17 protein-coding genes and 1 tRNA gene are annotated in these 21,586 nt (G+C 73.7%); 14 read left to right on the forward strand and 4 right to left on the reverse strand.

Annotation, left to right across the window (positions count from 1 at the left end; genetic code table 11):
- Positions 1 to 3: 3 nt before the first annotated feature.
- Entirely contained in the window at positions 4 to 954 is a 951-nt protein-coding gene (locus tag SNE206_RS24515) for an STM4015 family protein (protein WP_407915656.1), read from the reverse strand.
- Between the two features lie 172 nt (positions 955 to 1,126).
- Between SNE206_RS24515 and SNE206_RS24520 the strand changes: the two genes are divergently transcribed.
- The 3 genes from SNE206_RS24520 to SNE206_RS24530 all read left to right on the forward strand — a co-directional run bounded on the left by SNE206_RS24520 (position 1,127) and on the right by SNE206_RS24530 (position 3,719).
- Complete coding sequence (locus SNE206_RS24520; protein ID WP_407915657.1) at positions 1,127 to 1,453, forward strand: hypothetical protein; 327 nt, start codon at positions 1,127 to 1,129, stop codon at positions 1,451 to 1,453.
- A gap of 30 nt (positions 1,454 to 1,483) precedes the next feature.
- Positions 1,484 to 2,647, forward strand: a complete 1,164-nt coding sequence (locus SNE206_RS24525) for a DUF6745 domain-containing protein (protein WP_407915658.1) — start codon at positions 1,484 to 1,486, stop codon at positions 2,645 to 2,647.
- 211 nt (positions 2,648 to 2,858) lie between these two features.
- Complete coding sequence (locus SNE206_RS24530) at positions 2,859 to 3,719, forward strand: fumarylacetoacetate hydrolase family protein (protein ID WP_407915659.1); 861 nt, start codon at positions 2,859 to 2,861, stop codon at positions 3,717 to 3,719.
- A 94-nt stretch (positions 3,720 to 3,813) separates the two neighbouring features.
- On the opposite strand, the gene SNE206_RS24535 is transcribed toward SNE206_RS24530, so the two are convergent.
- A complete protein-coding gene (locus tag SNE206_RS24535; RefSeq protein ID WP_407915660.1) occupies positions 3,814 to 4,740 on the reverse strand; it encodes a TetR/AcrR family transcriptional regulator in 927 nt (308 codons plus the stop codon).
- Between the two features lie 248 nt (positions 4,741 to 4,988).
- Here SNE206_RS24535 and SNE206_RS24540 point away from each other — a divergent pair, with 248 nt between their 5' ends.
- The 3 genes from SNE206_RS24540 (at position 4,989) to SNE206_RS24550 (ending at position 9,478) form a co-directional block, all read left to right on the forward strand.
- Positions 4,989 to 6,701 carry a DUF885 domain-containing protein gene (locus SNE206_RS24540; protein WP_407915661.1) on the forward strand — a complete coding sequence of 571 codons (1,713 nt, stop codon included), beginning with the start codon at positions 4,989 to 4,991 and terminating at the stop codon, positions 6,699 to 6,701.
- A 192-nt stretch (positions 6,702 to 6,893) separates the two neighbouring features.
- On the forward strand, positions 6,894 to 8,414 hold the full coding sequence (locus tag SNE206_RS24545; RefSeq protein ID WP_407915662.1) for an MFS transporter: 1,521 nt from the start codon (positions 6,894 to 6,896) through the stop codon (positions 8,412 to 8,414).
- Between the two features lie 263 nt (positions 8,415 to 8,677).
- On the forward strand, positions 8,678 to 9,478 hold the full coding sequence (locus SNE206_RS24550) for a trypsin-like serine peptidase (RefSeq protein WP_407915663.1): 801 nt from the start codon (positions 8,678 to 8,680) through the stop codon (positions 9,476 to 9,478).
- Here SNE206_RS24550 and SNE206_RS24555 read toward each other — a convergent pair.
- On the reverse strand, positions 9,462 to 10,061 hold the full coding sequence (locus SNE206_RS24555; protein WP_407915664.1) for an ATP-binding protein: 600 nt from the start codon (positions 10,059 to 10,061) through the stop codon (positions 9,462 to 9,464). The two genes, SNE206_RS24550 and SNE206_RS24555, sit on opposite strands and share 17 nt — an antisense overlap.
- Positions 10,062 to 10,143: 82 nt before the next feature.
- On the opposite strand from SNE206_RS24555, the gene SNE206_RS24560 reads away from it, so the two are divergent.
- Positions 10,144 to 10,911 carry a GntR family transcriptional regulator gene (locus tag SNE206_RS24560; RefSeq protein WP_407915665.1) on the forward strand — a complete coding sequence of 256 codons (768 nt, stop codon included), beginning with the start codon at positions 10,144 to 10,146 and terminating at the stop codon, positions 10,909 to 10,911.
- Positions 10,912 to 11,076: 165 nt separating this feature from the next.
- Here SNE206_RS24560 and SNE206_RS24565 read toward each other — a convergent pair.
- Positions 11,077 to 11,148, reverse strand: a tRNA-Arg gene (locus SNE206_RS24565).
- 165 nt (positions 11,149 to 11,313) lie between these two features.
- Here SNE206_RS24565 and SNE206_RS24570 point away from each other — a divergent pair.
- The 7 genes from SNE206_RS24570 to rho all read left to right on the forward strand — a co-directional run bounded on the left by SNE206_RS24570 (position 11,314) and on the right by rho (position 21,481).
- Entirely contained in the window at positions 11,314 to 11,787 is a 474-nt protein-coding gene (locus tag SNE206_RS24570; RefSeq protein WP_407915666.1) for a response regulator, read from the forward strand.
- A gap of 82 nt (positions 11,788 to 11,869) precedes the next feature.
- Positions 11,870 to 13,525, forward strand: coding sequence for an arginine--tRNA ligase (argS, locus tag SNE206_RS24575; RefSeq protein ID WP_407915667.1), 1,656 nt, complete (start codon positions 11,870 to 11,872; stop codon positions 13,523 to 13,525).
- 89 nt (positions 13,526 to 13,614) lie between these two features.
- A complete protein-coding gene (gene lysA, locus SNE206_RS24580; protein WP_407915668.1) occupies positions 13,615 to 15,009 on the forward strand; it encodes a diaminopimelate decarboxylase in 1,395 nt (464 codons plus the stop codon).
- Positions 15,010 to 15,138: 129 nt separating this feature from the next.
- Entirely contained in the window at positions 15,139 to 16,431 is a 1,293-nt protein-coding gene (locus tag SNE206_RS24585; protein ID WP_405011575.1) for a homoserine dehydrogenase, read from the forward strand.
- 6 nt (positions 16,432 to 16,437) lie between these two features.
- Complete coding sequence (gene thrC, locus SNE206_RS24590; protein WP_407915669.1) at positions 16,438 to 17,529, forward strand: threonine synthase; 1,092 nt, start codon at positions 16,438 to 16,440, stop codon at positions 17,527 to 17,529.
- A gap of 323 nt (positions 17,530 to 17,852) precedes the next feature.
- Positions 17,853 to 18,770 (forward strand): homoserine kinase, encoded by a 918-nt coding sequence (thrB, locus tag SNE206_RS24595; RefSeq protein WP_407915670.1) that lies wholly within the window; start codon positions 17,853 to 17,855, stop codon positions 18,768 to 18,770.
- Positions 18,771 to 19,327: 557 nt separating this feature from the next.
- Positions 19,328 to 21,481 (forward strand): transcription termination factor Rho, encoded by a 2,154-nt coding sequence (gene rho / locus SNE206_RS24600; protein WP_407915671.1) that lies wholly within the window; start codon positions 19,328 to 19,330, stop codon positions 21,479 to 21,481.
- The last annotated feature ends 105 nt before the right edge of the window (positions 21,482 to 21,586 follow it).

Genomic DNA, 21,586 nt, shown 5'->3' on the forward strand with positions numbered 1-21,586 from the left:
CTCCTACTCTGCGACGGCGACGTAGCGCCACTCGTCGTCCCACTTCTTGGCGTCGGACAGGTCGAGGGCGACGCCGGGCAGGGCGTCGCGCAGGCGCTGCTGCATCGGCTCGGTGAGGTAGTGGTGGTGCAGGTCGAGGGAGGCGAGATGGGTCAGCGGCTGGCCGTCCAGCAGGGCGGCGGCACCCTCGTCGGTGAGCGCGCCCATCGACAGGTCGAGGCTCTCCAGCCGGGCGACGACCGGGGCCTGCGCGACCAGCTCCGCGACCCGGTCCTGGTGCACGGTGTTCTGCAGGCCGAGCGTGCGCAGCGCGGGCAGCCGGGTGCCGGTGAGGAACGGCGCCAGGTCGTCCAAGGCCCAGTCGCCGCCGTAGTTGTCCACGCCCAGCCACAGCTGCAGGCGCTCCAGCGCGGGCAGGTCGCAGGCGCCGACCGCCCGCACCACGTGCCCGGGCAGCCCGCCGGCCTCGAAGCGCAGCGCCTTCAGGTGCTCGTGCCGCAGCGGCGTCAGGGCCAGGCCGCCGTTGCCGTCCCAGTCCTCGCCCGCGCCGCGGACGACCAGCTCCTCCAGGAGCGGGAACGCCTCGAACACCGGGGTGATGTCGCACATCTGCAGCCACGAGATCTCGCACTCCTCGTAGGTGATGTCACCGACGAAGAGCCCCCGCAGGGCGGGCAGCCGGTCCGCCGAACCGGTGATCGTGCGCAGCGGTCCTTCGAGCCGGTCCGGCTCGTCCGACGACCAGTTGCCGATGACGACGGCGGTGACCCGCGCGGTGTCGACGGTGTCGAGGAAGTACTGCCAGGCGTCGTCGAAGCCCTGCTCGTCCTCGTAGTCGAGCCCGATCTTCCAGGCGGCGGCGTCCGCGGCGGGCCGGTCCTCGTCCTTCGGCGCGTTGCGGAGATCGACCACGGGCAACCCGTGGAACCGCTCGATGTGGCTGTTGATCGTCATGCGCTGCTCCTGGGAGGTCCGGGGAGGTCCGCTCGGCCGGGCACCTGTCTACCAGGCGCCACCGACGGCCCGGCAGCGAGGGGAGTGCCGGTGACGGGCTGTCGGACCCCGGCCCTAGCTTTCGTGTCGTCGAGGCCGGCGCACCCGCCGGTCCTGAACCAGGGGAGGACCGATGTACCGCCAGGGTGACGTGCTGATCGTGCCGGTGGAGGAGAGCGCCGTGCCGCAGGCCGTGGCCGGCCTCGTCCCGCTCCCGCGGGACGCCCGCGGACGGATGGTGCTGGCCCTGGGCGAGGTCACCGGCCACGCCCACGCGGTGGTCGGCCCGGGCACGCTGCGGCGGGAGTCGGGCGCGTTCGGCACCGCCTGGCTGCACCTGCCCGAGGGCGGCCGGGTCGTGCACGAGGAACACGCCGCGATCCCGCTGCCCAAGGGCTGGCACCGCGTGGTGCGGCAGCGCGAGTACGTGCCGGGCTCCGTCCGCGTGGTCGCGGACTGACCGGCCGGGACGACGAGGAGAGCAGCGACCATGACCACTTCGACCGCGACCGCAGCGACCGTGACCGCACCGACCGCCACCGGGGAGGACGTGCCGTACCCGCACGGGCCGTCCCCGGACGCCCCCGCCGCGGCGACCGCCCGCTGGCGCGCCGTCGCGGCGGCCACCGGCCCCGCCGACCGCCCCCGGACCGAGCAGGCGGTGCGCGCCGCCTACCGGGCCGCCGGGCTCGCCGAACCCGGCCTCGTACGCTGGTACGGCTCGCCGCTGGAGGCCGCGCGGGCCGCACTGCACCTGCACGCCGAGGGCGCCGTCAGCGTCCGCGACGCCGTGCGCACCCGCCCGTGGGAGCAGGCCCGCACCGCCCTCCACGGGCGCATCGGGGCCCAGGGCTGGGCCGGGCTGTGGGCACTCACCGGCGGCGAACTCCTGCCGCAGACCCAGGGCCTGGCCGGGCGGGTCCGCGAGGCCGTGCTCGACCGGCTCGCCCCCGAGGCGCCGACCGGTGCCGGCACGGACGCCCGCACCCGGGCCGCCGCGGAGCGCACCACCGCCCGCCTCGCCCTGCTCGACGCCGTGCTCGGCCAGCACGACGCACCCTGGCTGGCCGCCTTCGACGCGGCCGGCGCGCTCGACGGACCCGACGGACCCGGCGGCCTCGGCCCGCTGGCCGAGGTCGCCGCGCAGACCGGCTGGTGGTGGCCGTACGAGGGGGTCGTGCTGATCGCCGAGCGCCCGGTCGCCCTGCACCGCGACGAGGCCGGCCGCCTCGACCGCGCCGACGGCCCGGCGCTGGCCTTCGCCGACGGTTTCGCCCTGCACGCATGGCGCGGCATGCCGGTGCCGGCCGACTTCCTCGCCGACCTGGCCGGGGTGACCGCCGAACGGATCCGCACCGAGGCGAACGCCGAACTGCGGCGCGTGATGCTGGAGTTCCACGGGTACGACCGCTATCTCGCCGAGTCCGGGGCCGAGCCCGTGCACCGCGACGACACCGGGGTGCTCTGGCGGATCCAGCTGCCCGGCGACGAGGCGGTCGTCATGGTGGAGGTGGTCAACTCCACCGCCGAGCCGGACGGCACGTTCCGCACCTACTGGCTGCGCGTGCCGCCCTCCACCCGCACCGCCCGGGCCGGCGTCGCCTGGACCTTCGGGGTGACCGAGGAGGAGTACCGGCCGCAGCGCGAGACCTGAGCAGGCCGTCCCGCCCCGGCCCCGCGTCCGGCGGTGTCAACCGTACGGGCCCCCGATTCCGGCCCCGCCGCGCGGAGCCGACTTCGGAGGAACTCGCCCACGCGCACTCCCTGGTTCGCCGGGGAGCGCCGTTGATATACCTCGGATGCACAGCGCGGGCCGGTGATCGGCACCCCCGCCGACCTGCCACGAGACAAGGCGGTGACGGTCAGTGAAGTTCCTCCGTGTCGGCCCCGCGGGCTCCGAGCGGCCCGCCGTTCTCGGACCCGACGGCGCCGCGTACGACCTGTCGGCCCGCGTTCCCGAGATCGACGGGGCGTTCCTCGCCGGGCTCGGCCCGGCGGCCGCCGCAGACCTTGCGGCCCTGGCCGCCTCCGGCACGCTGCCGCGGATCGACCTCGACGGCGTACGGATCGGCGCGCCCGTCGCCCGGCCCGGCAAGGTCGTCGGCATCGGCCTCAACTACCGTGACCACGCGGCCGAGGCGGGTGCCGCGATCCCCTCCGAGCCGGTGGTCTTCCTCAAGCCGGGCAACACGGTCGTCGGCCCGTACGACGAGGTGCTGGTGCCGCGCGGCAGCCGCAAGACCGATTACGAGGCCGAGCTCGCCGTCGTGATCGGCCGCACCGCCCGCTACCTGGAGACCGACGCCGAGGCGGCCGCCGCCGTCGCCGGCTACGCCGCCGTCAACGACGTCACCGAACGGGCCTTCCAGCTCGAACACGGCGGCCAGTGGGCCAAGGGCAAGGCGGCGGAGACCTTCACCCCGCTCGGCCCCTGGCTGGTCACCCCCGACGAGGTCGGCGACCCGCAGCGTCTCGGGCTGCGGCTCTGGGTCAACGGCCGGCTGCGGCAGGACGGCTCCACCGCCGACATGATCTTCCCGGTGCTGGAGATCGTCCGCCACCTCAGCCGGTTCATGGTGCTGGAGCCCGGCGACGTCGTCGTCACCGGCACCCCGGCGGGCGTCACCCTCGGCCACCCCGGTGCGGCGTTCCTGCAGCCCGGCGACGTGGTCGAACTCGCCGTCGACCGGCTCGGCCGGCAGCGGCAGGTGTTCGGAGCCGCTTGAGCGCGGGCTGCCTGCGCGTGGGCCGCCTGAGCGTGGTCCGCTGCGCGGGGCCGCCGCGCCGTGCCTCGGGGTGTGCCTCGGGGTGTGCCCGGGCTCACGCCGGGTCCGGGCGGTCGCCCGGCCCCGGCAGCAGGCCGCGCAGCCGTGCGACCAGCAGGCCCGCCGGCCCGTCCGGGCGCTCCATCGCCAGCAGCCCGGCCAGCATCTCCGCGGTCTGCGGGTCGTGGGCCGCCGTCGCCGCGCTCATCGCCACGAACTCGTCGACGAGCCAGTCCCGCAGGGACTCCGGCGGGATCTGCCGTCCCTCGTCCAGCCAGCTCAGCGCGGTCGCCTCGACCACCGAGATCCAGGCCCGCACCAGCAGGGTCAGCCGCGGCCCCGCCGAGCGCACGCCGAGGTGGCGCAGCGTCTTGCGGAGCGCGATCCGGCGGACCTCGTCGACGATCGACGTGGTGCGCCCGGTCTCCACGACCGAACCGCCGCGGAGCAGCGCGCCGTAGCCTGCGGCGTGTCCGGCCACGAACGCGAAGTAGCCGTCCAGCACCTCGGCCAGCTGCTCGGTGGGCGTGCCCACCCCCGACACCCGGAACCGGCGGCTCAGTTCGTCGGCCGCGGTCCGCAGCGCGGCCTCGTAGAGCTGCTGCTTGCCGCCCGCGAAGTACCGGTACACCAGCGGCCGGGAGGCACCCGCGGCCTGCGCCACGTCGTCCAGTCCGACCTCCTCGGGGGCCCGGGTGCTGAAGAGCTCCAGCGCCACCGAGATCAGCTGCTCGCGGCGCTGCTCCACCGTCAGCCGCCGGTACCCGGACCTGCGCGGCCGGTCCGCGCCCGCCGCGCCGTCGCCCGCCGCAGCGCCGGCCGTCCCGCTGTCGCTCGCCGTCCCGCTGTCGCCCGCCGCGGCGCTGCCCGCCGCGCCGTCGTCCCCCGCCGCGCCGCCGTGCGGGGCGGACGCGCTGCCGCCGTTCTCCACGGAGCGCGAGGCCCGTCCGGCACCGCGCGCGGGTACGTCTCTGACTGCCATGCCCGCCAGCCTAGGCCCTGCCCGGAACCGGTGTCCGGGGCCGCTGCCGGCCGGTCCGCGCGGGGCGGACGCGGTGTCCACCGCCCGTCCTCGGCCAACACGTTGGGCGTGCTCACGGGCAGGCCCCGTGACACCGCGGGGTCGGGGCGCCGGGCGGTCGGCGGCCCCCGTGTCCGACCGTCCGTCAAACCTGCGAGAGGCAGCCCTGAGGGTCTTGAAATCGCCCGGCGCTGCGACAGGATGGCCGAATGGTCCAAGAACCGATCACCCTCGACGTCGACGGCACCACCCCCCGCCGTATTGCCGACGCCTATGTCCACGCCCTCGCCGAACTCGACCCGCTGACCGCGGTCTACCTCGGCCTCAACCCGGATGACGACCGCATCACCGACCTCTCACCGGCCGGCCGCGCGGCGATCGTCGGCCTCGCCCGGACGACCCTCGCCCGGCTCGACGCCGCCGAGGCCGCGGGTGCCGCCGCCGACGACGCCGAACGCCGCTGCGCCCGTCTGCTGCGCGAACGGCTCTCCGCCGAACTCGCGCTCCACGAGGCGGGCGAGGACTTCCGCTCGCTGCGCAACCTCGGCTCGCCCGTGCACGACGTCCGTGAGGTCTTCACCCTCATGCCCACCGGCACCGAGGCGGAGTGGGAGCTCGTCGGCCGCCGCCTGGCCCGCGTGCCCGCCGCCCTGGAGCAGTACCGCAGCACCCTCGCCGAGGGCATGGACCGCGGCCTGCTGTCCGGTCCGCGGCAGGTCACCACGGTGGTCGGCCAGATCGCCGAGTGGCTGGAGGGCGAAACGCCGGGCGGCTGGTTCGGCGCGTTCGTGCAGGACGCCCCCGAGTCGCTGCGCGAGCGGCTGACCGCGGTCGCGGTCGAGGCGTCCGGCGCGCTCGCCGCGCTGCGGGACTGGCTGCGCGACGTGTACGGTCCGGCGGCGTCCGGCACCTCCGACACGGTCGGCCGGGAGCGGTACGCCCGCTGGGTCAGCTACTGGACGGGCGCCGAGCTCGATCTCGACGAGGCGTACGGCTGGGCCTGGGAGCAGTTCCACGACCTGGACGCGCAGATGCGCGCCGAGGCGGAGAAGGTGCGGCCCGGCGCGACCCCGATGGAGGCGATGCGCTGGCTGGAGAACGAGGGTCCCGCCATCGAGGGCGCGGAGAGCGCCCGCTCCTACCTCCAGGGCCTGATGGACCAGGCCATCGGCGACCTCCAGGGCACCCACTTCGATCTTGCCGAGCCGCTGCTGCGCGTGGAGTCGAGAATCGCGCCGGTCGGCAGTGCCGCCGCGCCCTACTACACCCAGCCGTCGCTCGACTTCTCCCGTCCCGGCCGCACCTGGCTGCCCACGCTGGGCCGCGAGTCGTTCCCGGAGTGGGACCTCGTGTCGACGTGGTACCACGAGGGCGTCCCGGGCCATCACCTGCAGCTCGCCCAGTGGACGTACATCGCCGACCGGCTCTCCACCTACCAGGTCAGCCTGGGCGCGGTCAGCGCCAACCTGGAGGGCTGGGCGCTCTACGCGGAGCGGCTGATGGACGAGCTCGGCTACCTCACGGACGCGGGGCACCGGCTCGGCTACCTCAACGCCCAGATGATGCGCGTGCTGCGGGTCATCGTCGACATCGGCATGCACGCCGGCCTGGACTTCCCCGCGGACTCCCCGTACCGGCCCGGCGAGCCGATGCACCCGGACGACGCACGGGAGTTCTTCGGCCTGTACTGCGGGCTCTCCGCCGACTTCCTGGACAGCGAGCTGGTCCGCTACCTGGGGATGCCCGGCCAGGCCATCGGCTACAAGCTCGGCGAGCGCGCCTGGCTGCGCGGCCGGGCCGCCGCCCGGGCGGCGGCGACGGCCCGCGGTGAGGAGTTCGACCTCAAGGCCTGGCACATGGCCGCCCTCTCGCAGGGTTCGCTCGGCCTGGACGACCTGGTCGCCGAGCTCTCCGCGCTCTGACGGGCGCCGGGGCCGCGGATCCGGTCCTGCGGAGGGCGGAGTTCCGCCGCAGGACCGGGCAGGTTTAGGACTTTAGTCCCAATTCGTACATTTCTGCACAAACCGCCTTGCCGTCGGGCGGTCCGAGGGCTTGTCTGGAGGAGGCGCTGCGTGCGCCCCTCCTCCCCCATCCTCTCCGGAAGGCGGCCCCCGGTGTCCCTCCAGCACGCACAGGACGAGGAAACGGTCGACCCCCGCCGCTGGTGGGCCCTGGCGGTCATCGCCATCGCCCAGCTGATGATCGTCCTCGACGCGACCATCGTGAACATCGCCCTGCCGTCCGCCCAGAAGGCGCTCGGCATATCCGACGCCAACCGGCAGTGGGTGATCACCGCCTACACCCTCGCGTTCGGCGGCCTGCTCCTCCTCGGAGGCCGCATCGGCGACCTCTACGGCCGCAAACGCACCTTCACCGTCGGCCTGATCGGCTTCGCCCTCGCCTCGGCGATCGGCGGCTTCGCCACCGAACCGTGGATGCTGTTCGGGGCCCGCGCCCTGCAGGGCGCCTTCGGCGCGGTGCTCGCGCCCTCCGCCCTCTCGCTGCTCTCCAACACCTTCTCCGACCCGCGGGAGCGCGCGACCGCGTTCGGCATCTTCGGCGCACTCGCGGGCGGCGGCGCCGCCATCGGCCTGATCATGGGCGGCCTGCTCACCGAGTACCTGAACTGGCGCTGGTGCCTCTTCGTCAACATCCCGATCGCCCTGGGCGCCGCCGTCGCCGCGTTCTACCTGCTCAAGCGCGACCACATCGAGAAGGGCCGGAGGATCAGGCTCGACCTGCCCGGCGCCGTCCTCGGCTGCGGCGGCCTGCTCGCGATCGTCTTCGGCACCTCGGAGGCCGTCAGCCGCGGCTGGGGCGACTGGCTGGTGCTGACCTGCCTCATCGGCGGCGCCGTCCTGCTCCTCGTCTTCGTGCTCTTCGAGCGCCGCACCACGCACCCGCTGCTGCCGCTGCACATCGTCGCCGACCGCAACCGCGGCGGCGGAGCGATCGCCGTCGGCCTGGCGGTGATCGGCATGTTCGGCCTGTTCCTCTTCCTCACCTACTACATGCAGGTCGTGAAGGGGTACTCCCCGATCATGGCGGGCGTCTCCTTCCTGCCGATGACCGCCGCGATCGTCATCAGTGCCACCGGCATCGCGGCCCGCCTCATGACGCGGGTGCCCACGCGGACCCTCGTCGTGCCCGGCCTCCTGCTGGCGGCGGGCGGCATGGCCTGGCTGACCCAGATGAAGGTCGACAGCCCGTACGTCGGCATGGTGCTGCCCGCCGAGATCCTGCTCGGCCTGGGCATGGGCCTGGTCTTCATGCCGTCGATGAGCCTCTCCACCCTCGGGGTCGCCCCGCACGAGACGGGCGCGGCCTCCGCCATCATCAACAGTGCCCAGCAGGTGGGCGGTTCGATCGGCACGGCGCTGCTCAACACCATCGCCGCCAGCGTCACCGCCTCCTGGCTGGTGGGCCGCGACGCCGCGGATCCGCTCGTCGTCAACGAGGGCGCGGTGCACGGCTACGCGGTCGCGACGACGGTCGCGATGGGCATCCTGCTGGCTGCCTCCGTGATCGCCTTCTTCATGATCGACCACAGGCCGGCGCCCGGTGAGGCCGCCGACGCGGGAGCGGAGACCCCGTCCAGGGCCGCCGCCGCGGGGGCGTCCCCCGAAACCCCCTGACGCCGCCCGCCGCCCGCTGCCCGCTGCCCGCCGCGCACCGCCTGCACCACCCGCGCCCGTCGCACAGCAGCGGCGCGGGCGGTGCCGGACCCGCCCGGCGCGCGCCGCCGACGACACGCCCGTCGCGCGCGCTGGACGCCGACCCACCGGGAACGGGATCGTGTACGGATTCTCACCGGGTTCCCATCCGGTGATCACCTGACGGTCGGCCCCGTCGAGCAGGCTGGGCCCACGACCGCCCGTGGCCAGGAGGGGTACCGCCGATGAGCCGTGACCGGATGCCGCGCCGCGCCCTGCCGCCGGCCGTCGGCCGCACCCTCCTCCTCCTGGCGGTGCTGCTGCTGATCGGCGCCAACACCCTGGGACTGTCGCTGGTCGGGGTGCCGGTGGGCGCGGTGGCGTCCGCCCGGACCACGCTCGGCACGACCGCCGTCGCCCCGGCCGACGGCAGTGCGGCCCGGGTGGGTGCGCTGTTCACCGGCGGCGTCGGGCCCGGCCGTCACTTCTGCTCGGCGAGCGTCCTGCAGAGCCCCACCCGCGACCTGGTCGTCACGGCCGCGCACTGCGTCGGCACCACCGACGGGCTGCTCTTCGTCCCCGGCTACCGCGACGGCGCCGCCCCGTACGGCAGCTGGAAGGTCACCCGGATCTTCACGACCGCCGGATGGTCCGCCGCCCGCGATCCTGACGAGGACTTCGCCGTGCTGCGGATCGCCCCGAACGGCGGGCACCGCATCGAGGACGTCGTCGGCGGCAACGCCCTCGGCCTGGACGACACCCTCACCCGGACCGTCCGGCTCTACGGCTACCCCTCCCGCAGCGAGGCGCCCCTGCTCTGCACGAACGCCGTCACCGCGTACTCCGCGACCCAGCGCCGCATCGAATGCCCGGGGTACCCCGGCGGCACCAGCGGCGGCCCCTGGGTCAGCACCCGGACGGGCGAGGTGATCGGCGTGATCGGCGGCCACCAGGAGGGCGGCGACACCCCCGACGTCTCCTACACCGCCTACTTCGGCGCGGCCCTGGCCGGCCTCTACCGCCAGGCCGTCACGGGCACCGCCTGACGGCCGGCCCCGGCCGCCGCACGGGAGCGGGCGCGGGCGCGGGCACGCCGGCCGGGACGGCGGGCCGCGGCCGGGGGAGCGCGGGCCCGTCGCCGCAGACCGGGACGCCGGACACGCCGGGCGCTGCGGACCGGCCGCCGGACCACGCCCGGTGCGGCGCGGCCGGCCCCGCCGCGGGACCCAGCTCGGCCCACACGGTGCGCCGCCCGCCGGCCTCGCCGCTCGCACCCCACCGGTCGGCCAGCGCGTCGACGATCGTCAGGCCCCGCCCGAAGTCCGTCAGCTCCTCCGGCGAGCGGTACGTCGGCTCGCCGTCGAGCGGGCCGTCGTCCGTCACGGCGATCCGGGCGGTGACCCGCCGCCACCGCAGCTCGATCCAGAGCGCACCGGCCGCGCCGGACCGGCTGTGCACGATGGCGTTGGTGGCCAGCTCGGAGACGATCAGCTCGGCGTCGTCCGCCTGCGGGAAGGGCCGGAGTGCCTCACGGGCCATCCGGCGCGCGGCCCGTACGGTCTCGGGCACCCCGGGAAAACGGGCGATCCACATCATGCGGCCGCACCCCTCCGATATCTCTGCGCTCACGTCCCGCTACGTTCGGTACATCTCGAATACGAGCTTGAAAGCTCGGGAGCGGGATTGTCAAGCTGATCGGAGGAACCGAGAGATGGGGGTCGACGTGGGCGAACTGGGGCGACCGGCCTACCTGAGGCTGGCCGACGTGCTGCGGGCGCGGATCCTGTCCGGCGACTACACCCCCGGCTCGCGGCTGCCGAGCATCGCCGAGCTCGGCCGTGACCACGAGGTCTCCGAGCAGCCGGTCCGCCAGGCCCTCCGCGTGCTCGCCGCCGAAGGACTCACCGAGGGGCGCCCCGGCTCGGGCACGTACGTCCGGTTCCGCCCGGCCCCGGCCCGGATCCCGCGCGAACGCCACGACGCCGCCGGCAGCCCGTTCGCCGCCGACGGCACCGCGGAGGGCGGCCCGCCCTGGACGCACGACTCGCAGAAGTCCTACGCGACGCGCGGGCTCGCCGACCGCCTCCGGATCTCCGAGGGCGACCCGATCATGCAGACCCAGTACGTCAGGGCGGCCGGGGACGGCCCCGCCCGGCTCTCCACCAGCTGGGAGCCGCTCGCCCTGACCGGCGGCACCACCGCGGCCCTCCCCGAGCTCGGGCCGCTCGCCGGCCGCGGCGTCGTCGAGCGCATGGCCCTGATCGGCCTCACCGTCACCCGGGTCACCGAGGACGTCACCGCCCGGCCCGTCCTGGAGGCCGAGTCGGTACCGCTCGGCATCCCCCTCGGCGCCACCGTCCTCGCCGTCGAGCGCACCCACTGGGCCGGCGACCTCCCCGTCGAGACCGCCGACATCGTGCTCGCCGCCGACCACTGCCGGCTCTCCTACGAACTCGGCGTCCGCACCCCCCGCGGCTGACCCCGGCCCGGCGCGGCATCCGCGCGTGCGGGCTGGCGGACCGTCACCCGGGCCGGCGGCCGAGGAGCACGGGCCGGGACGACCGGCCCCGGCCGGAAAACGACGAAGGCTCAGATCTGCGGATCAACTCCGCCGATCTGAGCCTCACTTGCACTTCCTTCGAAGTGCCCCCGGTAGGATTCGAACCTACGCACCCGCCTCCGGAGGGCGGTGCTCTATCCCCTGAGCTACGGGGGCCTGTCGGCCGTCGCGACTTGCTGCGACGTGGAGAACACTACCAGGCCCGGGGCGTGATCCGTGCAAGGGTTTGCGCGGTCGGCGGCGCGGTGGGCGGCGGGCCGCCGGCGGCGGAAACGGGCAAAGGCCGGACGCGGCGGTGGGGGCGCGGCTACCCTCGGTGATGTGCCGGGAACGTCCGGGCGGGTCCTCGTGGTGGACGACAGCGAGGTGATCCGCCAGCTGATCAGAGTGAACCTGGAGCTAGAGGGCTTCGAGGTGGTCACCGCCGCCGACGGCGCCGAGTGCCTGGAGGTCGTCCGCCGGGTGCGCCCGGACGTGGTGACGCTGGACGTCATGATGCCGCGGCTCGACGGGCTGCGGACGGCGGCCCGGCTGCGGGCGGCGCCCGAGACGTCGGCGCTGCCGATCGCGATCGTGAGCGCGTGCACCCCGGCGGATCTCGACCGGGGGGAGTCGGTCGGGGTCGACGGCTACCTGGCGAAGCCGTTCGAGCCGGCCGACCTCGTGACGCTGGTGCGGAGGCTGATGCCCGCAGGCACAGACACAGCCGCAGGCGCGGCCGGGTCGGGCCGGGTCGACGCCGGGCCGGTGGAACGGTCGGTGGAATTCCGCTCTCGGCGAACAGATCGGGCTTGACGGTGCCCCTCACCGGTGCAACGCGTCTCAACGGGTAAACCGGGTGGCGGTCGGGCACCCCGTCTCGCCTACGCTTGGCGTCGTGACACCCGCAGAGCTTTCCCAGGCAGTCCAGGCCGCAGTGAGCGCCGCCGTCGAGGCGGGCGAGCTGGCCGTCGCCGTGCCCGAGCACGTGACGATCGAGCGGCCCAAGAACAGGGACCACGGCGACTACGCCACCAACGTGGCCCTCCAGCTCGCGAAGCCGGCCGGCCGGCCGCCGCGAGCCGTGGCGGAGCTCGTCGCCGACCGCCTGCGCGGGATCACCGGTGTGGCCGGGGTCGACATCGCCGGCCCGGGCTTCCTCAACATCACCCTGGACGCCGCGACCCAGGGCGAGCTGGCCCGCATGATCGTCGAGGCCGGCGAGGCGTACGGCCGCAACGAGGCGCTCAAGGGCCTGCGGATCAACCTGGAGTTCGTCTCGGCCAACCCGACCGGCCCGATCCACATCGGCGGCGTCCGCTGGGCGGCCGTCGGCGACTCGCTGGCGCGGGTGCTCAAGGCCACCGGCGCCGAGGTCTCCACCGAGTACTACCTCAACGACGCGGGCGTGCAGATCACCAAGTTCGCCGCCTCGCTGCAGGCCGCCGCGAACGGCCGCGAGGTGCCGCAGGACGGCTACGTCGGCGAGTACATCGGCGACATCGCGAAGGCGATCACCGACGGTGTCCCCGGCGTCCTCGACCTGCCCGAGGACGAGCAGCTGACGGTCTTCCGCACCGAGGGCCTCCGGCTCATGGTCGCGGAGATCAAGCGGTCGATGGACGAGTTCGGGGTGCAGTACGACACCTACTTCTCCGAGCAGAGCCTGCACGACTCGGGCGCCGTCGAGAAGGCCATCGACCGGCTGCGCGAGCAGGGCCACGTCTTCGACCGGGACGGCGCGATCTGGCTGCGCACCACGGACTTCGGCGACGACAAGGACCGCGTCCTCATCAAGGCCGACGGCGAGACGACGTACTTCGCCGCCGACGCCGCCTACTACCTGAGCAAGCGGGACCGCGGTTCCGAGGTCTCCGTCTACATGCTGGGCGCGGACCACCACGGCTACGTCAACCGCCTCAAGGCCATCGCGGCCTGCGCCGGCGACGACATGGACCGCAACATCGAGGTCAAGATCGGCCAGTTCGTCAAGATGGTCCGTGACGGCCAGGAGGTCCGGCTGTCCAAGCGGGCCGGCAACATCATCACGATCGACGACGTCGTCGACTGGATCGGCGTGGACGCCGCCCGCTACATGCTGGCCCGCTCCTCGACCGACTCCACCATCACGATCGACATCGACCTGGTGACCAGCCGGTCCAGCGAGAACCCGGTCTTCTACGTGCAGTACGCGCACGCCCGGATGTGCTCGGTGCAGCGCAACGCCGCCGAGAAGGGCATCGTCCGCAGCGCGGACTTCAAACCCGAGCTGCTCTCCACCGAGTGGGAGTCCGTGCTGCTCGGCCAGCTCGGCGAGTTCCCGCGGGTGCTGGCCTCGGCCGGCGAACTGCGCGAGCCGCACCGGGTGGCGGTGTACCTGGAGAAGCTCGCCCGGGAGTACCACCGGTTCTACGACCACTGCCAGATCCTGCCCAAGGGCGACGAGGAGGTCACCGACCTCACGCACGCGCGCCTCTGGCTCGCCGACGCCACGCGCACGGTGATCGCCAACGGGCTGACGCTGCTGGGCGTCTCCTCGCCCGAGCGGATGTAAGTACGACCCCCAAGCGCACGGAGGGGGCGGTGGACGGTCGACGGAGACCGCTCACCGCCCCTCGCCATAAGCCAAGGAAGTAACCACAGATGAGCCGCTCCGCCCACCCCGCCGGCCCGCGCCACGGTGACGTCCTGCCCGAGGGCCACTACCAGGCCCCGCCGGCCGACCTGAACGCGCTCGACCCCAAGGTGTGGTCGCGCACCGTCGCCCGCGGCGCCGACGGTGCGGTCACCGTCGGCGGCCTCGACGTGAAGGAGCTGGCGGCGGAGTTCGGCACGCCGGTCTACGTCATGGACGAGGCGGACTTCCGCGCCCGGGCCCGCGCCTGGCGGGACGCCTTCGGTGCGGACGCGGACGTCTACTACGCCGGCAAGGCGTTCCTCTCCAAGGCGGTCGTCCGCTGGCTGCGCGAGGAGGGCCTCAACCTCGACGTGTGCAGCGGCGGCGAGCTGGCCGTGGCGCTGGCGGCGGGCATGCCGGGCGAGCGCCTGGCGCTGCACGGCAACAACAAGTCGGTGTCGGAGCTGGAGCAGGCGGTGAAGGCGGGCGTCGGCCACGTCGTCGTCGACTCGTACGAGGAGATCGAGCGGCTGGCCGTCGTCGCCGAGCGGCAGGGCGTGCGGCAGCCGGTGCTGATCCGGGTGACGGTGGGCGTCGAGGCGCACACCCACGAGTTCATCGCCACCGCGCACGAGGACCAGAAGTTCGGGCTGTCGCTGAGCGGCGGTGCCGCGGCGGAGGCCGTCCGCCGGGTGCTGGCGCACCCGGAGACGCTGGAGCTGCGCGGCATCCACTCCCACATCGGCTCGCAGATCTTCGACACGGCGGGGTTCGAGGTGGCGGCCCGCCGGGTGGTGGGGCTGCTCGCCGAGGTCCGGGACGAGCACGGCGTCGAGCTGCCGGAGATCGACCTGGGCGGTGGCCTGGGCATCGCGTACACGAGCGACGACGACCCGCGCGAGCCGGCCGAGATCGCGGCCTCGCTGGCGGAGATCGTCCGCCGCGAGTGCGCCGGCGCCGGCCTCACGCCGCCGCGGCTGTCGGTGGAGCCGGGCCGGGCGGTCGTCGGCCCGACCACGTTCACGCTGTACGAGGTGGGCACGGTCAAGCCGCTGGAGGGCCTGCGCACGTACGTCAGCGTGGACGGCGGCATGTCGGACAACATCCGCACCGCGCTGTACGACGCCGCCTACTCCGTCGCGCTGGTCTCGCGGACGAGCGAGGCCGAGCCGATGCTGGCCCGCGTGGTGGGCAAGCACTGCGAGTCGGGCGACATCGTCGTGAAGGACGCGTTCCTGCCCGCCGACCTGGTGCCGGGCGACCTGATCGCGGTGCCGGCGACCGGTGCGTACTGCCGCTCGATGGCGAGCAACTACAACCACGCCCTCAAGCCTCCCGTGGTCGCCGTCGTGGACGGATCGGCCCGGGTCATCGTCAGGCGCGAGACGGAGGAGGATCTCCTGCGCCTCGATATCGGCTGACGAAATTCTTGTCTCAGAACGTGGACCGGCCGTAGATCTGTGCGGAAAGTCCCGGAGACTGGTGGAGACCGAATACCGTCGGGCATCGGGAATTGCCCGAGGGAGACCGAGAATGCAGAGCGGAGTCGGATGATGCGTACGCGCCCGCTGAAGGTGGCGTTGCTGGGCTGTGGTGTGGTGGGCTCCGAGGTGGCGCGCATCATGACGACGACGGCCGACGACCTCGCCGCGCGGATCGGTGCACCGGTCGAGCTGGCGGGCATCGCCGTGCGCCGGGCCGGCCGCCCGCGGCCCGGGGTGCCCGAGCACCTGATCACCACCGACGCGGAGGCCCTGGTCGGCCGCGGCGACATCGACGTGGTGATCGAGGTGGTCGGCGGCATCGAGCCGTCCAAACAGCACATCCTCTCCGCCTTCGCGAACGGCGCCTCGGTGGTCTCCGCCAACAAGGCGCTGCTCGCCCAGGACGGCGCCGAGCTGCACGAGAAGGCCTCCGCGGCGGGCGTCGACCTCTACTACGAGGCCGCCGTGGCCGGGGCGATCCCGCTGATCCGGCCGCTGCGCGAGTCGCTGGCCGGCGACAAGGTCAACCGGGTGCTGGGCATCGTCAACGGCACCACCAACTTCATCCTCGACAAGATGGACTCCTCCGGCGCCGGGTACTCCGAGGCCCTGGAGGAGGCCACCGCGCTCGGGTACGCCGAGGCCGACCCGACCGCCGACGTCGAGGGCTTCGACGCCGCCGCGAAGGCCGCGATCCTGGCCGGCATCGCCTTCCACACCCGGGTGACCGCCGCGGAGGTGTACCGCGAGGGCATCACCGAGGTCACCGCGGCCGACATCGCGTCCGCGAAGCAGATGGGCTGCGTGGTCAAGCTGCTGGCGATCTGCGAGCGGGCCGCCGACGGCGCGTCGGTGACCGCCCGCGTGCACCCGGCGATGATCCCGCTGAGCCACCCGCTGGCCTCGGTCCGCGAGGCGTACAACGCGGTGTTCGTGGAGTCCGAGGCCGCCGGCCGGCTGATGTTCTACGGGCCGGGTGCCGGTGGCGCGCCGACCGCCTCCGCAGTGCTCGGCGACCTCGTCGCGGTCTGCCGCAACCGGATCAACGGCGCGACCGGCCCCGGCGACTCCGTGTACACCCGGCTGCCGGCCAAGCCGATGGACGAGGTCGTCACCCGGTACCACGTCAGCCTCGACGTGGACGACCGTGCGGGCGTGCTCGCCCAGGTCGCGTCGGTCTTCGCCGAGCACGGCGTGTCGATCGACACCGTGCGGCAGCAGGGCCGCGACGGCGACGCCTCGCTCGTCGTGGTCACCCACCGCGCCACCGACGCCGCGCTGTCGGCGACGGTCGACAAGCTGCGCGCGCTGGACAGCGTGCGTGACGTGGCCAGCATCATGCGGGTCGAAGGGGAGTAATCGATCATGAATGCCGTCATCGCCAGAGGCGCCCACACGCAGCAGTGGCGCGGCCTCATCGAGGAGTACCGCGACCGGCTGCCGGTCAGCGACGCGACGCCCGTGGTCACCCTGCTGGAGGGCGGCACGCCGCTCGTCCCGGCCCGGGTGCTGTCCGAGCGCACCGGCTGCGACGTCTACCTCAAGGTCGAGGGCGCCAACCCGACCGGGTCCTTCAAGGACCGCGGCATGACGATGGCCATCTCGAAGGCGAAGGAGGACGGCGCCCAGGCCGTCATCTGCGCCTCCACCGGCAACACCTCCGCCTCGGCCGCCGCGTACGCGGTGCGCGCGGGCATGGTGCCGGCGGTGCTGGTGCCGCAGGGCAAGATCGCGCTCGGCAAGATGGGCCAGGCCATCATCCACGGCGCGAAGATCCTCCAGGTGGACGGAAACTTCGACGACTGCCTCACGCTCGCCCGTGAGCTGTCCGAGAAGTACCCGGTGGCGCTGGTCAATTCGGTCAACCCGGTGCGCATCGAGGGCCAGAAGACCGCGGCCTTCGAGATCGTCGACATGCTCGGCGACGCCCCCGACATCCACGTCCTGCCGGTCGGCAACGCGGGCAACATCACCGCGTACTGGAAGGGCTACCGGGAGTACGCCGCGGACGGCATGTCCGCCCGCAAGCCGCGGATGTGGGGTTTCCAGGCGGCCGGGGCGGCCCCGATCGTCGACGGTGCCCCGGTGCTCAAGCCGGAGACCCTGGCGACCGCCATCCGCATCGGCAACCCGGCCTCCTGGGACTTCGCGCTCGCCGCGCGGGACGACTCCGGCGGCCTGATCGACAAGGTCACGGACCGTCAGATCCTGACCGCCTACCGCCTGTTGGCGTCGCAGGAGGGCGTGTTCGTCGAGCCGTCCTCGGCGGCCGGCGTGGCCGGCCTGCTGGCCAAGGCGGAGGCCGGGCTGGTCGACCCGGGCCAGCGCATCGTCTGCACCGTCACCGGCAACGGCCTCAAGGACCCGGACTGGGCGGTCGCCGGTGCGCCGCAGCGCCCGGAGATCGTGCCGGTCGACGCGTACGCCGCCGCCCAGCGCCTCGGACTGCTCGACTGACGGCCGCGGAGCCGCCCGACACGGCGGGCCGACCCTTTCGGGGGTCGGCCCGCCGTTGTGCGTGGATGACACGTACGTGTTGATTCATCCGCGATTTCCCCGCCCATTTCCCCGCCGTTTTCGGCCGGAAACGGCAACACGGCGGATCAATGGGGAGCGGGGTGTACCGCTGTGGAACCTCTCTTCGATAGGCTGGTTCCGACGGGACACGCGTGGACGCGTGCTCTCCCGCTCCGCCGGGTCCTGCAGTCCAGGCTCCGCAGCCGTACCACCGCTGGCCCCACCCCACCGGGCAGCCCTCACTCCCCAGGAGAGTCCACCGCATGGCCGGTCCTGCGTTCCGTGCCGCCGCCGTCCGGGTCCGGGTCCCCGCGACCAGCGCCAACCTCGGCCCCGGCTTCGACGCCTTCGGACTCGCCCTGGGTCTCTACGACGACATCGTCGTCCGGGTCGCCGACTCCGGGCTCTCCGTCGACATCGCGGGCGAGGGCGCCGACAACCTCGCACGTGACGAGCGCCACCTGGTCGTCCGCTCGATGCGGGCGGCCTTCGACCGGCTCGGCGGACAGCCGCGCGGCCTGGAGGTCGTCTGCGCCAACCGCATACCGCACGGCCGCGGCCTCGGCTCCTCCTCCGCCGCGATCTGCGCCGGCATCGTCGCCGCCCGCGCCGTCACCATCGGCGGCAGCTCCGCGCTGGACGACGACGCGCTGCTCGCCCTGGCCTCCGAGATCGAGGGCCACCCGGACAACGTCGCCGCCTGCCTGCGGGGCAACTTCACGGTGGCCTGGACGGCCGAGGACGGCGCGCACACCATCGTGCTGGACCCCTCCGACCGGGTCGTCCCGGTCGTCTTCGTGCCCGCGACCGAGGTGCTCACCGCGACCGCCCGCGGCCTGCTGCCCAAGACCGTCCCGCTGTCCGACGCCGCGGTCAACGCCGGTCGGGCGGCCCTGCTCGTGGAAGCCCTCACCCGCCGTCCCGAGCTGCTGCTGACCGCCACCGAGGACCGCCTCCACCAGGACTACCGGGCCTCCGCGATGCCCGACAGCGCCGCCCTCGTGGCCGCGCTGCGCGCGCAGGGGGTGCCCGCCGTCATCTCCGGTGCCGGCCCCACCGTGCTGGCCCTCTCCGACGAGGCGGGCGCCGACAAGGTCCTCGGTCTCGCCGGGCCCGAGTTCGCCGCGCACCGGCTGGAGTTGGACCGCACCGGCGCCTGCGTCCTGCCGCTCGACGTGTGAGCGGAAACGGGATGCGGACGGACCCGCGGGGACGGACACGATTGACAGGAACTGGGCTGGGGAATGTGTCAGGGGGTCGGTAGTGTTAACCTCAATGCTGCACCAGGTGCCCTCCGGGGCTCGGTGCGCCACGTCCCGATCCCGCCCCTTCAGGTTCGCAGTGTTCGCACCTGCAGGGTCCGGAAGGACGGGACCACGATTTTCCGGGAGCCCACCACGGCGCGTACGCAGCCTGCCTGCGCGACTGCGGCGCATCCCGAAGCCGTGACGGCACCTGACTCCCACCCGCGGCCTCCGGACTGAGGCACGGGCGGGCGGAGCCCGAGGTACCGCCACGCGGCGGGGGCCCGGGAACCACAACAGGCAGCGAGGCCGGCACGAGACCGGCCCACCGCGCCGATTCGCACCACAGTGCACCGCACATCGCAGCTTCTCCCGATCGGCTGGTCCTTTCGGGGGACAACCGCCTCGGACCAGCGTGATTCGGCGTTGGTCAGGACAGCACAACCGGTCGCCGAGCCAGACAGGCCGACGTCCGCTCCAGGGAAGGACCCTTAGTGAGCGACACCACCGATCTGATGGGCGCGCGCCCGGACGCCGAAGCGTCGGACGCAGCCGCCGCCCCCGCGGCCCCGGCCAAGCGCCGTCGCAGCGCTGCCGCAGGCCTCGACGGCCTGGTCCTGGCCGAGCTTCAGAAGCTCGCCACGGGCCTCGGTATCAGCGGAACCGGACGGCTGCGCAAGAGCCAGCTCATCGAGGCGATCAAGGAGAAGAGCGGCGGAGACCCGCTGCTCGCCGGCGCCGCGGCGCCCGCTCCGGCCGCCAAGCGCGCCGCCGCCAAGGCCGCCCCGGTCGAGGAGGCGCCCGCCGCCGCCCCGGCCGCCGCGGAGAAGCCGGCCCGCCGCACCCGTACCGCTCCCGCCGCGGCCGCGGCCGCCGAGGAGCAGCCGCAGGCCCAGATCGACATCCCGGTCCAGGCCGCCGCGGAGGCCGCTCCGGCCCGCGCCGAGCGCACCCGTCGCCGTGCGACCTCCGCCGCGGGTGCCCCCGTCGCCGAGGCCGCCGAGTCGGCCGGCGCGGTCGTCGCCGAGGCCAAGGCCGAGACCCGTTCCGAGGCCAGGACGGCCGAGCCGCGCACGTTCGACGGCGAGGGCCGTACCGAGCGCCGTGACCGCCGTGACCGCCGTGACCGCCGCGACGTGGGCGAGCGCACCGAGGCCGTCGAGGCCCAGGACGCCGACTCGCGCGAGTCCCGCCGTGACCGCCGCAACCGCCGTGACCGCGACCGGGCCGAGCGCCAGGGCGGCCAGGGCGGCGGCCAGGGCGGTCAGGGCGGCGGCCAGCCGCAGCAGCAGGCCGGCACCCAGCAGGAGCAGGCCCCCCGCCAGGGCGGCCAGACCGCCGGGCAGGGCCAGCAGCCGCAGGCCGGCGGCTACGACGACGACGAGTTCGGCGACGGCCGCCGCGGCCGCCGCGGTCGTTACCGCGACCGCCGGGGCCGTGGCAGCAGCGGCAGCGGCAGCGGCCGTCGCGAGGGCTTCGACACCGGCGCCCCCGAGCCGCAGATCGGCGAGGACGACGTCCTGATCCCCGTCGCGGGCATCCTCGACATCCTCGACAACTACGCGTTCGTGCGGACCTCCGGCTACCTGCCGGGCCAGAACGACGTCTACGTCTCGCTCGCCCAGGTGCGCAAGCACGGCCTGCGCAAGGGCGACGCCATCACCGGTGCGGTGCGCCAGCCCCGCGACGGCGAGCGCCGCGAGAAGTTCAACGCGATGGTGCGCCTCGACTCGATCAACGGCATGGACTCGGAGGGTTCCCGGAACCGTCCCGAGTTCGGCAAGCTGACCCCGCTCTACCCGCAGGAGCGGCTGCGCCTGGAGACCGACCCGGGCGTGCTGACGACCCGGATCATCGACCTGGTGTCGCCGATCGGCAAGGGCCAGCGCGGTCTGATCGTCGCCCCGCCGAAGACCGGCAAGACGATGATCATGCAGGCGATCGCCAACGCGATCACCCACAACAACCCCGAGTGCCACCTGATGGTCGTCCTGGTCGACGAGCGTCCGGAGGAGGTCACCGACATGCAGCGGTCGGTGAAGGGCGAGGTCATCTCCTCGACCTTCGACCGCCCGGCCGAGGACCACACCGTCGTCGCCGAGCTCGCCATCGAGCGCGCCAAGCGCCTCGTGGAGCTGGGCCACGACGTGGTGATCCTGCTCGACTCCATCACCCGCCTGGGCCGCGCCTACAACCTGGCCGCGCCCGCCTCCGGCCGCATCCTGTCCGGTGGTGTCGACTCGACCGCGCTCTACCCGCCGAAGAAGTTCTTCGGTGCCGCGCGCAACATCGAGAACGGCGGCTCGCTGACGATCCTCGCCACCGCCCTGGTGGAGACCGGCTCCCGCGCCGACGAGGTCGTCTTCGAGGAGTTCAAGGGCACCGGCAACATGGAGCTCAAGCTCGACCGCAAGCTCTCCGACAAGCGGATCTTCCCCGCGGTGGACGTCGACGCGTCCTCCACCCGCAAGGAGGAGATCCTGCTCGGCAAGGAGGAGCTGGCGGTCACCTGGAAGCTCCGCCGGGTGCTGCACGCGCTGGACTCGCAGCAGGCCATCGAGCTGCTCCTCGACAAGATGAAGCAGACCAAGAGCAACGCCGAGTTCCTGATGCAGATCGCCAAGACCACTCCCGGTTCCGGCGACTGACAGGGCTCGTCCCCGGGTGGGCCCCGGACCGCTTCGGCGGTCCGGGGCCCACCCGTTTTCCGGTGCCGCGGCGGGCGCCGGCCGTCCACCGGTCGGCGGTCGGGG

The organism is Kitasatospora sp. NE20-6, assembly GCF_045862635.1.

What these genes read in the sequence shown, in the direction of transcription:
- SNE206_RS24515 (WP_407915656.1), bottom strand. Translation starts at nt 954, where the DNA reads ATGACGATCAACAGCCACATCGAGCGGTTCCACGGGTTGCCCGTGGTC.
- SNE206_RS24520 (WP_407915657.1), top strand. Translation starts at nt 1,127, where the DNA reads ATGTACCGCCAGGGTGACGTGCTGATCGTGCCGGTGGAGGAGAGCGCC.
- SNE206_RS24525 (WP_407915658.1), top strand. Translation starts at nt 1,484, where the DNA reads ATGACCACTTCGACCGCGACCGCAGCGACCGTGACCGCACCGACCGCC.
- SNE206_RS24535 (WP_407915660.1), bottom strand. Translation starts at nt 4,740, where the DNA reads ATGGCAGTCAGAGACGTACCCGCGCGCGGTGCCGGACGGGCCTCGCGC.
- SNE206_RS24540 (WP_407915661.1), top strand. Translation starts at nt 4,989, where the DNA reads ATGGTCCAAGAACCGATCACCCTCGACGTCGACGGCACCACCCCCCGC.
- SNE206_RS24550 (WP_407915663.1), top strand. Translation starts at nt 8,678, where the DNA reads ATGAGCCGTGACCGGATGCCGCGCCGCGCCCTGCCGCCGGCCGTCGGC.
- SNE206_RS24560 (WP_407915665.1), top strand. Translation starts at nt 10,144, where the DNA reads ATGGGGGTCGACGTGGGCGAACTGGGGCGACCGGCCTACCTGAGGCTG.
- lysA (WP_407915668.1), top strand. Translation starts at nt 13,615, where the DNA reads ATGAGCCGCTCCGCCCACCCCGCCGGCCCGCGCCACGGTGACGTCCTG.
- SNE206_RS24585 (WP_405011575.1), top strand. Translation starts at nt 15,139, where the DNA reads ATGATGCGTACGCGCCCGCTGAAGGTGGCGTTGCTGGGCTGTGGTGTG.
- thrC (WP_407915669.1), top strand. Translation starts at nt 16,438, where the DNA reads ATGAATGCCGTCATCGCCAGAGGCGCCCACACGCAGCAGTGGCGCGGC.
- thrB (WP_407915670.1), top strand. Translation starts at nt 17,853, where the DNA reads ATGGCCGGTCCTGCGTTCCGTGCCGCCGCCGTCCGGGTCCGGGTCCCC.